Annotated in this window: 1 protein-coding gene; it reads left to right on the top strand. The window is 47.9% G+C overall.

The window, feature by feature from the left end; genetic code table 11:
• Window positions 1-721, top strand: a 721-nt coding sequence (locus A3750_RS22095) for an AraC family transcriptional regulator (RefSeq protein ID WP_156498834.1), incomplete at its 5' end; no start/stop codon positions are given.
• Between the last annotated feature and the right edge of the window lie 66 nt (window positions 722-787).

Genomic DNA, 787 nt, shown 5'->3' with positions numbered 1-787 from the left:
CCTTGTTGGCGATATGGGAACAACACAGATAGAGCGTTCAAGCGACGCGATTTCGCTCACATGGCAATGCAACTACACGAGCCCCGAGGTTGTCCCCCATATGATTGATAATGTGCTCGCAAGCTGGACACTGTATGCGCGATGGCTAACCAATAGCCGAACTCGAGCTCGAAAGGTGTATTTACAACGCAATGCTCCGAATGCCGACGTACTCGCACAATACCAACGAGTCTTTGAATGCCCTGTTTTGTTTGGACAAACTCGCAATAGCATTGAGCTGAACAACAAGCACTTAGAATTGCCCCTACGCAGCAAACACAATTCCAAGAATCTGGGCATGGATGGTCAGGCTCTGGAAGGCAAAGCACGAACCGAGCTTTCGCGTTTACATCTCGAAGGTGAGTCTTTTAGTGAACAGGTCTTGCGCTCAATTCGCGCACACTTACAGCTGGGTATCGCGAGCAAAGAACTGATCGCACAGGAGTTTTCTATGTCAGAGCGAAACTTACAAAGGCATTTAGCGCGCGACAGCGTAAGTTATCGAGCACTCGTAGATGCCGCCAGAGAAGAGCGTGCTATGAACTTTCTTACGCAAACACAGCTTTCAACCACTGAGATCGCGCACAACCTGGGCTATCAAGATGAGCGATGTTTTTTTCGCAGTTTTAAGCGTTGGACGAAACAAACTCCCATTCAATATCGGCAATCGCGTAATTGTTAATGCGTGAATCCATAACCGAATTAAGCAGACTGCTCATGAGCAGCGCGCTTTGTTTTTGGTTTTAGT

Source organism: Oleiphilus sp. HI0079 (genome assembly GCF_001635105.1).
Note: the sequence above shows the minus strand (reverse complement) of the source record. Positions and strands in the feature narration are given on the sequence as shown.